Annotated in this window: 11 protein-coding genes and 1 pseudogene; 5 read left to right on the forward strand and 7 right to left on the reverse strand. The window is 40.7% G+C overall.

Annotated features, from left to right (window positions below; all coding sequences use genetic code 11):
• A pseudogene (locus tag EKM76_RS13885) lies at positions 1 to 140 on the forward strand (IS30 family transposase); the annotation flags it as partial.
• A gap of 60 nt (positions 141 to 200) precedes the next feature.
• Here EKM76_RS13885 and rplA read toward each other — a convergent pair.
• From rplA to pplA, 7 genes are all read right to left on the reverse strand, one after another.
• On the reverse strand, positions 201 to 890 hold the full coding sequence (gene rplA, locus EKM76_RS11580; RefSeq protein WP_125550783.1) for a 50S ribosomal protein L1: 690 nt from the start codon (positions 888 to 890) through the stop codon (positions 201 to 203).
• An 88-nt stretch (positions 891 to 978) separates the two neighbouring features.
• Positions 979 to 1,404, reverse strand: coding sequence for a 50S ribosomal protein L11 (gene rplK, locus EKM76_RS11585; protein ID WP_125550784.1), 426 nt, complete (start codon positions 1,402 to 1,404; stop codon positions 979 to 981).
• Between the two features lie 199 nt (positions 1,405 to 1,603).
• Positions 1,604 to 2,152 (reverse strand): transcription termination/antitermination protein NusG, encoded by a 549-nt coding sequence (nusG, locus tag EKM76_RS11590; RefSeq protein WP_125550785.1) that lies wholly within the window; start codon positions 2,150 to 2,152, stop codon positions 1,604 to 1,606.
• Positions 2,153 to 2,287: 135 nt separating this feature from the next.
• Entirely contained in the window at positions 2,288 to 2,470 is a 183-nt protein-coding gene (gene secE, locus EKM76_RS11595; RefSeq protein ID WP_125550786.1) for a preprotein translocase subunit SecE, read from the reverse strand.
• Positions 2,471 to 2,478: 8 nt separating this feature from the next.
• A complete protein-coding gene (gene rpmG, locus EKM76_RS11600) occupies positions 2,479 to 2,628 on the reverse strand; it encodes a 50S ribosomal protein L33 (protein WP_125550787.1) in 150 nt (49 codons plus the stop codon).
• 60 nt (positions 2,629 to 2,688) lie between these two features.
• The gene (locus EKM76_RS11605) at positions 2,689 to 3,669 is read right to left on the reverse strand and encodes a UbiA family prenyltransferase (RefSeq protein WP_125550788.1); all 981 of its coding nucleotides are present in this window, start codon (positions 3,667 to 3,669) and stop codon (positions 2,689 to 2,691) included.
• 162 nt (positions 3,670 to 3,831) lie between these two features.
• The gene (gene pplA / locus EKM76_RS11610) at positions 3,832 to 4,737 is read right to left on the reverse strand and encodes an extracellular electron transfer flavoprotein PplA (protein ID WP_125550789.1); all 906 of its coding nucleotides are present in this window, start codon (positions 4,735 to 4,737) and stop codon (positions 3,832 to 3,834) included.
• A 487-nt stretch (positions 4,738 to 5,224) separates the two neighbouring features.
• Between pplA and EKM76_RS11615 the strand changes: the two genes are divergently transcribed.
• The 4 genes from EKM76_RS11615 (at position 5,225) to EKM76_RS11630 (ending at position 9,228) form a co-directional block, all read left to right on the forward strand.
• The gene (locus EKM76_RS11615; protein ID WP_125550790.1) at positions 5,225 to 7,105 is read left to right on the forward strand and encodes an NAD(P)/FAD-dependent oxidoreductase; all 1,881 of its coding nucleotides are present in this window, start codon (positions 5,225 to 5,227) and stop codon (positions 7,103 to 7,105) included.
• A gap of 123 nt (positions 7,106 to 7,228) precedes the next feature.
• Entirely contained in the window at positions 7,229 to 7,648 is a 420-nt protein-coding gene (locus EKM76_RS11620; RefSeq protein ID WP_191986920.1) for a NusG domain II-containing protein, read from the forward strand.
• Positions 7,649 to 7,658: 10 nt separating this feature from the next.
• Positions 7,659 to 8,261 carry a Gx transporter family protein gene (locus EKM76_RS11625; RefSeq protein WP_125550792.1) on the forward strand — a complete coding sequence of 201 codons (603 nt, stop codon included), beginning with the start codon at positions 7,659 to 7,661 and terminating at the stop codon, positions 8,259 to 8,261.
• A complete protein-coding gene (locus EKM76_RS11630; protein WP_125550793.1) occupies positions 8,248 to 9,228 on the forward strand; it encodes a polyprenyl synthetase family protein in 981 nt (326 codons plus the stop codon). Before EKM76_RS11625 ends, EKM76_RS11630 begins: the two co-directional genes overlap by 14 nt.
• Positions 9,229 to 9,471 lie beyond the last annotated feature (243 nt).

Genomic DNA, 9,471 nt, shown 5'->3' on the forward strand with positions numbered 1-9,471 from the left:
CTAAAAATCAGGATATGGATCCAATTTCGGATACCGTCATTTTAGAATTCGTTGATCGGCTGAATAAAAGGCCACGGAAATGTTTAAATTGGAAAACACCATATGAGATCTATCATAATCAAAAATTGCACTTAATTTGACAATTCAAGGGAATAAAAAAACACAGCCAGCGTTAACTGACTGTGTTCCTTAATTGCAACTTAGAAAGAAGCAATATCAACTTTAACACCAGGGCCAAAGGTTGAAGTAACCGTTAAGCTTTGGATATAAGTTCCTTTAGTTGAAGCTGGACGAGCTTTAGTAATTGTATCTTGCATCGTCTGGAAGTTTTCAACTAATTTAGCATCATCAAATGATACTTTACCGATTGGGGCATGGACAATACCAGCCTTGTCAACACGGTAAGCAACTTGACCTGCTTTGATATCATTAACAGCTTTAGTAACATCCATTGTTACTGTGCCTGTCTTAGGGTTAGGCATTAAGCCTTTAGGACCTAAGACACGACCTAAACGACCTACTTGGGCCATCATAGGTGGTGTAGCAACAGCAACATCGAAGTCCAACCAGCCATCTTGGATTTTTTGTACTAAGTCTTCAGCACCGACAATGTCAGCACCGGCAGCTTTTGCTTCTTCAGCTTGTGGGCCTTGAGCAAAAACGATCACTTTTTGTGTCTTACCAGTACCGTTTGGCAAAACAACTGCCCCACGGATCTGTTGGTCTGCTTGTTTAGGATCAACGTTTAAGTTATAAGCAACTTCAACCGTTGCATCGAATTTTGCGAAATCGACTTTTTTAACCAAAGCAACCGCTTCGTCAACACTGTATTTTTTATCAGCGTCAACTTGCTTGAAAGCTGCTTCGTACTTTTTACTCTTTTTAGCCATTTGTGTTTTTCCTCCTTGCAAATGTGGTCACAGGAAGCAATTCCTCCCACTTGATTAGACAATTTTCATTGAAAATCCGTGCGCGTTATTAGCCTTCGACTGTGAAGCCCATTGAGCGTGCAGTACCTTCAACCATGCGCATTGCAGCTTCAACGTCTGCAGCGTTTAGGTCTTGCATTTTAGTTTCAGCGATTTGACGTACTTGGTCACTGCTTACAGTAGCAACTTTTTTCGTGTTTGGTTCGCCAGAACCGTGTTCAACACCAGCAGCTTTTTTGAGTAAAACTGCAGCAGGTGGGGTCTTAGTTACGAAATCGAATGAACGATCTTCATAAACACTGATCACAACTGGAATTAACATGCCTGCTTGATCAGCAGTGCGTGCGTTAAATTCCTTAGTGAAGCCCATGATATTAATACCTGCTTGCCCTAATGCTGGGCCAACTGGTGGAGCTGGAGTTGCTTTACCGGCAGGGATTTGTAACTTAACGACATTTACAACATTTTTTGCCACGAGACAAAACCTCCTTAAGTCCGTGATGTGGTAATTTGGCCAAGTTAATTTTGACCTCCCACTTAACGCGACACCCATGTGCCACGGTGCGAAATTCGCACCCGAATAGTATAGCATGCTCGTTTACGAGAAGCAAGTCACTTTCGGTGATCAAAAAAGAACCGCCACTTGTACGCGGCAGTCCTACTACGATATCTTTTTACAATTCGTCAACTTGATCGTAATCCAATTCGGTACTAGTTTCGCGACCAAACATATCAATGTTAACTTTTAATTTTAGCTTTTCAGCATCAACTTCAGTTACTTTACCGGATAAGCCAGAAAAAGCGCCATCGATGATCGTTACAGTATCGTCAACGTTGAAATCAGCATTAGTGTGGCGCGCACTCATCCCTAATTGACGTAAGATCCGTTCAACTTCCTCAGGCAAAAGTGGTGCTGGCTTACTACCAGCACCGTGGCTACCAACAAAACCAGTGACCCCTGGTGTGTTACGCACAATAAACCACGCTTGGTCAGTCATGATCATTTCGACTAAAACATAGCCAGGGAATTCTTTTTGCATTGATATTTTTTCTTTGCCATCTTTGATCTCCCGTGATTCTTGTTCGGGAACGACAACGCGAAAAATGTTATCTTCCATGCCCATTGATTGCGCACGTGACTCTAAATTTCCTTTAACTTTGTTTTCATAACCTGAGTAAGTATGCAAAACATACCATTGTTTTTGTGCTGATTCAGTTTCCATTTTTGTTGCTCCTTTACCTGCTTGTAGTCATTACCTGACCTTAGTTTAAATTAATGATAAATAAAAAAACTCCGCCACGCGAAGTTTTCGTCCCTGATAAAAGTATACCAGAAAAAGCGTCTAGACACACGCTAATTATTTGAAAATGAACAGATTAAGAATCCATTGAATGCCGTTATCGATAATTGCAAAATAAGCGGCAAACAATAGTGATAGCCAGACAACGGTACTTGTATCATGGCGTAATTCTTTGCGTGTCGGCCAAGTAGTCGCGCGCATTTCTTGGCGAACAGCACCTAAATAATGAAATAATCGCATTAAATTATTTACCTCGTTTCTTGGTGACAGGTTTCACGCTGACAATGTTTACAATATTTATTTAAGGTTAAACGCTGCGTATGTTGGGCGTTAACACGTACCATGTAGTTACGCGCACCGCAAACAGTGCAAGCTAAACTAACTTTAACACTTGACATTGATTGCACCCCTTTACTTTACGTTCATAACTTTAGCATGCGCACCCGCCTGTCGTCAAATCAGCTGAATACCTGCGTACGTAAAATAGCCAACAGTAATGCCACAATTTGCACCCCTTGGAAAAGCATTAAATTTTGGATCGCGGTTTCAAACGTACTTTCTTTGATCTGCCGCTGTTTGAAGATCCGAATATTTTTCCGTAGCTTGGGTAAGGTCAGCCAAACGAGCAAACTCTCTGGCGGTAATACTCGTAGGATGACCCCAGCAGTGACACTAACAAAACAAAGATAAAGCACCCAGGTATAAACCGTCAAAGCGTGTTTAATGCCTAAATAATATGGCAAGGTAAATCGTTGATTGCGAATATCCTGTTGTAGATCCGACATGTTATCAGCAAACATCAGGTTACCCACTGTAAAAATATTCGGTAACCCAACTAATATTAAAATCAATATGGTGACCAAATTACCGGTCACCATAAACCGTGGCCAATCAAAAAACAAACCGAGTAATTGTTGCGGCGCCACATTGACGTAAATTGTGATAAAAAACACGCCAAAGCCTTCCGCTACCCCAGAAAGAATTTCACCTAAGGGAAAGCGAGAAAATGGAATTGGGCCATACGTATAAAAAATAGTGATGAAAATACCCGCACCACCCATAAATAATAGCAGTAAATTAGTCCGCCAAACTAAGACTAAACCTAAACTACAGGCTAGAACTAGAAAAGCGAGCATTAGATTCAACATTCGTCGTGGTGATAAATGTTCGCGCCCAATAATGTTATAAGTATCGCGATAGTGCTGATCGATGGCTAACTTATAATCTTGAACGTTGTTAAAACCAGTCACAAAGAAAGCGATCGCCATCTGAGCAACAAAGTAGATCAACGAATTAAGCCAATCCACACTTTTAAAATAATAGCTCGCATATAATAAACCAAGTATAAATGGAATGGCACTGGCAGTTTTGGCGTTTAAACGAATAAATTCTAGAAATAATTTAAACGTCAGTGGCTTTGTGGCTGCATCTTTTGTCATTTATTTCTCCTTCTTTGGGTTATACCTTAAAACTGATCTAGCGCTACTATGAACGTCTTTTCAAGCTGATCGCTAGTAAAAAATAAGAATAGGAACGTAGCAAAATTTGCCACATCCCTATTCTATGGATACTTAATCGAAATCACAACCTACAATAGTGGCTTATTCAGCGTAAACGTAGTTGCTGATCTTAATAGTACCTTTGCTGCCGTTTTGGGCTGCATTAACTAACTGTGCTGAATATAACTTAAAGGTGTTAGATGATTCTGTTGCACCAGAAACAACCTTAACATTTTGATAAGTCGTTGCTGACTTACCCTTCAAATCTTTATTTAAGTCAGGGATATATTCCTTAGGGCCAACGCCGCTCTTAGATTTCATTTGTTTCTCGTAAGCCGCATCCTTGGTCTTTGACTTACCATTCTTATTCACATAATCCATGTTCGACTTAGTGATCTTACCATTTTTAACGGTAACAGCCATTGTCATCTTGTAACCATGTGAATAATTTTGTTCAGCTAATTTATAAGTACCGTTCTTCATTTTCTTGCCATTATTGACCATGATCGTTTTAGTCTTGCCTGCTTGAGCTGCTTGGACTAATTGTTGTGCATAATTCTTAAAGTCGTTAGATGATTCCGTAGCGCCAGAAACAACTGCGATCGCTTCTGTATCAGAACCATTTTGCTTAAAGGAATCATTCAATTGTGGAATATATTCAGCTGGGCCCACGCCACTCTTAGCCTTCATTGACTTTTCATAGTCAGCATCTTGAGTCTTGGACTTGCCATCTTTATCAACATAATCATAAGTAGTAGCAGTGACCTTACCATCTTTATCAACAGTCATTGACATCTTGACTTTATAACCATGGCTAAAGTTTTTCTCTTCTAATTTATAAGTACCGGCCTTCATTGTTTTACCAGCAGTGACTTTCTTTTCTGTAACTGAGCTTGATTCAGCTGATGAGCTTGAAGAATCAGCAGCCTGGACTGGCATAGCTGAAGCCAACGTCAAAGCTGACATTGCAACAACTGAAAAACTTGTGACGATTTTGTTTAATTTCATGATGTATTCCCCCACCTGTGTAATTTGTGTTTAACTTCACACAGTTAAGTATATTACATTTTTAGGCATAATCAAGTCTAAGTCGACTTACATTAGAAAGCGGTTAATTGTTGACGATTTTTCCATTAAAAATAATTCGCATTATTATCAATATATATCGTTGACTCCGCTACAACAGCTAATCAGGCAGTTGAAATAACATTTAAATCAATAATGTACTTCCGCGTTAAAAAAGATTATTTTTTCTCATTAACTTTGTTTGATCGTCGCTAAACGATCCCCAAAAGTACTATATATTGAGCTATATTGTCGTTCATATATTTTTTGTGTCTTTTTTTTGAATTTATTTTAACTTCTTTTAGATATACGGATAGACAAAGCGGTTTCTATTCTGTATAATTTACCTGATATAGAGTTTTCAATTTTTTCAACTCTACGTTGATTGTGAAATTTTTATTCTACTGCAATTATTAAGGGGTGTTCATTTATGGCTGAGAAAAATATTGTAGTGGTTGGGGCTGGCTTTGCCGGCGTCGCTGCTACAAGACGCTTAGCAAAACGATTCAAAAAGAATCATGACGTTCACATTACGTTGATCGATCGTCATTCTTACATGACTTACATGACTGAATTGCATGAAGTCGCAACTGATCGTGTACCGTTAGAAGCCGTCCAATATGACTTAGGTCGTTTGTTCGCACATAAGAAGAACGTCGAACTTGTTACTGATGATGTCACTAAGGTCGACCACGATAAAAATGTGGTTACTACTGCACATGGCCGTTACAATTATGACTATTTAGTTCTAGCAATGGGTGCTGAATCCAATGACTTCGGCACACCAGGCGTTAAAGAACATGGTTTTAGTTTATGGTCGATGGAAGATGCAGTCAAGATCAAGGAACACATTAAGGCGACTGTTGCTGCCGCTGCCGTGGAACATGATCCAGCCAAGCGTAAAGCGATGTTGACTTTTGTCGTTGTTGGTGGTGGTTTTACTGGTGTTGAAACCATCGGTGAAATGATTGATTGGCGTCCAATTTTAGCTAAAGAAAATAAAATCGATCCTAGCGAGATCACATTGATCCTTGATGAAGCTGTCCCTACGATCCTTAATATGTTAGATCGTAAAGATGCTGATTTAGCTTTACGCTTCATGAGAAAACAAGGCGTTGATGTTCGCACAGCCACACCGATCACTGAGGTTGGCCCAGATTATATGACTTTGAAGGACGGTTCCCATGTACCGACCAACACAGTTATCTGGACTGCAGGCTTAAAGGCCAATACTGATACTAGTGATTTCGATATGGAACAAGGTCGTGCTGGCCGTTTAATCACCAATGAATTTATGCAATCTAACCAATATCCAAATACCTATGTTGCCGGTGACCTTTCATTAAATACAAATGAAGGCGATCGCGGTACGCCACAAATCGTCGAAGCTGCAGAACAAACAGGCGCTGCAGCAGCAGAGCATATTGTGGCTACCATTAATGGCACCACACCTAAACCACTTAAAAGCAGTTATTCTGGTTTTGTGGTTTCTATCGGTTCCCATTACAGTGTTGCAAATGTTTTCGGTAGTATCCATTTAAGTGGTTGGTTCGGTACGATCATGAAGCATATGATCAATCTTTTGTATTTCTTCACCACATTTGCTGGTTACTATATTTTCCAATATAGTATGCATGAATTCTTCCGTAATCGTCATGGTCGTAATCCTTTCTGGGGTCACCTATCTCGTTACGGTAATGTTTTATGGAGTGTCCCAGCGCGTATCTTCTACGCATCAATGTGGTTAGTCGATTGTTGGACTAAGGTTCAAGGTAGCGGTTCTTGGTTTAACGGCAAGTTACGTTTGCCATTCACTTGGCTCTACCCTAAAGTAACCACTAGTGGTGCTTCTGAAGCAGCCGGCACAGCAAAGAAAGCTGTTGAAACTGCCTCAACGACACCAACTAACGAATTTTTCAGTCTATCTTACGATTATGGCAAACAACCAATGATGATCTTCAAGCATCTACCAAAATGGTATGAAAGTGTCACGAAATTCTTTATTCCAAATAAAGAAACAGCACTTTTCATGCAAGAATTTATGACCATTGTTGAAATTGGTTTGGCTTTATGTATTTTATTCGGCTTGTTCACTTGGTTAGCGAACGCAGTCACAATTGGTTTAGTGGTTGTTTTCTGCTTATCTGGTATGTTCTACTGGGTCAACATGTGGATGCCATTCATGGCACTAGCATTAATGAACGGTTCCGGCCGTGCATTTGGTCTCGATTTCTGGGTCGTGCCGTGGCTGCAAAAGCATCTCGGACACTGGTGGTATGGCGATCTTAAATCAATTTACGGTAATCACTAACAATTACAGTTAAATCTTTAACGGGATGGTTCTGGGGTGACTTACCCAGAGCCATTTCTTTTTTTCAGAGCAAATCGGCAATAGAATGGAGTCCGACCTTTGGCTAAGAATAAGTATTTGAAAATGATTCGACCTTGGGATGTGATTATTGTGCTCCTTTTGATAATCGGCTCGTTCACCCCACTAGCTATTTTTGCCTTGCACGAAAAAAATCAAGTTACGCCCGCAAATCAAGCGCAAACTAAGCAAGTACGCACCGCCATAATTAGTCATGACGGTAAGAAATTATACTCGATCAAGCTGACTGGACATAAAGGCTCAACTAAATATCGTTACCGGGCGCCAGATGGTGACTACAACGTGGTTGAGATCAAAAACGATCGAATCGCAATCGTTGACGCCAATTGTCGTGATCAAGTTTGCGTCCGCCGTGGCTGGATCTCTAAACCCGGGCAAACGATCGTCTGCTTACCCCATAAATTATTAATTGAAATTAAGGTTAACCACGGCTCCCAAACCCAGGGTGGGATGGTCACCGAATGAGGGAGAAATAATGACCCAACCTAAAATTCAAAAATATGTTTTTATTGCTTTATTGGTGGCCCAAGGGGTTGTTATTGGTCTGTTGGAACGCATGATCCCCTTCCCCTTTGCCTTTGCACCTGGCGCAAAATTAGGCTTAGCCAATCTGATCACCATTGTGGCCCTTTTTACAATGTCGTTCAGTGATAGCTTTTTATTATTATGGATGCGGTTGATTCTGACCGCTTTATTAGGCGGCACCTTGTCCACCTTCCTTTATTCTGCTGGTGGCGCCTTATTAAGTTATTTTGGCATGCTATTAATCAAACAATTAGGCCCTAACCGGGTTAGTATTATCGGCATTTCCGCAGCCGGCGGTGTTCTGCATAACGTTGGGCAATTACTAGTCGCTAGTTTTATTGCCCAGAGTTGGACCGTAATGCTCTATTTACCCATCTTATCCTTTATCGGTATTCTAGCCGGTAGCGCAATCGGCATCGCGGCTAATTATTTGTTTGAGCACGTACGCACATTAAATTACTTAAGGACTAATTATAGCCAGATACAGACGCAAAAAAAACGCCAACGACATTTGAGACATTTGCAAAAGGAGTCGCATTATGACAAAAATTAATGCAATGTGGCAGCAATATCCGCAACTAGCACCAGAATTAAACGCCACACTGACTTTGATCAAACAAAATATTAAAACAGAAGATCCTAAAGTAACCAATGCAATCATTGACATGATCCACGCTGGCGGTAAATTACTGCGACCAGCTTATTGCCTATTATTTTCGCAATTTAAGCAAACTGACCGCAAAAAAATGATTGCGTTGGCGGCGGCAGTTGAAACTTTGCATACCGCAACGCTGATCCATGATGATATAGTTGATGAAGCTAATTTACGGCGCAATCAGCCTACGATCCAAGCACAGTTCGGCAAAGATACCGCTGTTTACGCCGGTGATTATCTATTCGTCGTTTGTTTCAAATTATTGGCGCACTACACCAGTGATCTGCGGAGCATTCAGGTTAATTCCCGTAGCATGGAGAAGATCCTCAATGGTGAGATCCACCAAATGAAGATGCGCTACCAATTATCGATGAGTTTGGATGATTATTTACTCCAAATCAAAGGTAAAACTGCACAACTGTTTAGTACGGCGTGCTTCATTGGCGCTTACGAAAGTGGTAGTAGCCAAAGCTTTGCTAAACAAAGTGAACAAATTGGGATGGCGATCGGAACGGCCTTTCAAATCGTTGATGATATTCTTGATTATCAGCAAAGCAGCACGATTTTAGGCAAGCCCGTGTTGGAGGATGTGCGCCAAGGCGTTTACTCGGCACCGTTGGTCTTTGCCCTACAAGATGCTGATCCAGAATTATTAACTCTGCTCAAAAAACGTGCGGCAATGACCGACGCCGATTGCGAACAAGTGCGCCAATTAGTCGTTGCTGCCGGTGGCGTTACCGCAGCCCAAAACTTGGCGGCTAAGTATACTGAAGAAGCTTTGAGCGCTATTCAGAAACTACCCGCTGGCACAGCACAAACTGATTTGATCCATTTAACTAAACAATTGCTTAACCGTAATTATTAAAAAATGACGTGGCGCGATGAAAAATTCGCGGACACGTCTTTTTTTTATGAAAAGAATTAAAAAATGAGTATACAAAATAAAAGGGTAGCCAAAACACAAAAAAATTTGTATACTCAGGTTGTTATCGGATTCAATTATTAGTTGAGATCAGAGCCTGTTGCGAGCGCTCTGATTTTTTTAGTTCCTGATAAGTTTGTCCAGTATCAATCATGGCATAAACAATACGTAGTAACTTATGCGCTA

The organism is Loigolactobacillus zhaoyuanensis, assembly GCF_003946385.1.
GTDB lineage: Bacteria > Bacillota > Bacilli > Lactobacillales > Lactobacillaceae > Loigolactobacillus > Loigolactobacillus zhaoyuanensis.

Excerpts from the sequence above, each read along its gene's own strand:
- rplA (WP_125550783.1), bottom strand. The coding sequence starts at position 890 with ATGGCTAAAAAGAGTAAAAAGTACGAAGCAGCTTTCAAGCAAGTTGAC.
- nusG (WP_125550785.1), bottom strand. The coding sequence starts at position 2,152 with ATGGAAACTGAATCAGCACAAAAACAATGGTATGTTTTGCATACTTAC.
- secE (WP_125550786.1), bottom strand. The coding sequence starts at position 2,470 with ATGCGATTATTTCATTATTTAGGTGCTGTTCGCCAAGAAATGCGCGCG.
- rpmG (WP_125550787.1), bottom strand. The coding sequence starts at position 2,628 with ATGTCAAGTGTTAAAGTTAGTTTAGCTTGCACTGTTTGCGGTGCGCGT.
- EKM76_RS11605 (WP_125550788.1), bottom strand. The coding sequence starts at position 3,669 with ATGACAAAAGATGCAGCCACAAAGCCACTGACGTTTAAATTATTTCTA.
- pplA (WP_125550789.1), bottom strand. The coding sequence starts at position 4,737 with ATGAAATTAAACAAAATCGTCACAAGTTTTTCAGTTGTTGCAATGTCA.
- EKM76_RS11615 (WP_125550790.1), top strand. The coding sequence starts at position 5,225 with ATGGCTGAGAAAAATATTGTAGTGGTTGGGGCTGGCTTTGCCGGCGTC.
- EKM76_RS11620 (WP_191986920.1), top strand. The coding sequence starts at position 7,229 with ATGATTCGACCTTGGGATGTGATTATTGTGCTCCTTTTGATAATCGGC.
- EKM76_RS11625 (WP_125550792.1), top strand. The coding sequence starts at position 7,659 with ATGACCCAACCTAAAATTCAAAAATATGTTTTTATTGCTTTATTGGTG.
- EKM76_RS11630 (WP_125550793.1), top strand. The coding sequence starts at position 8,248 with ATGACAAAAATTAATGCAATGTGGCAGCAATATCCGCAACTAGCACCA.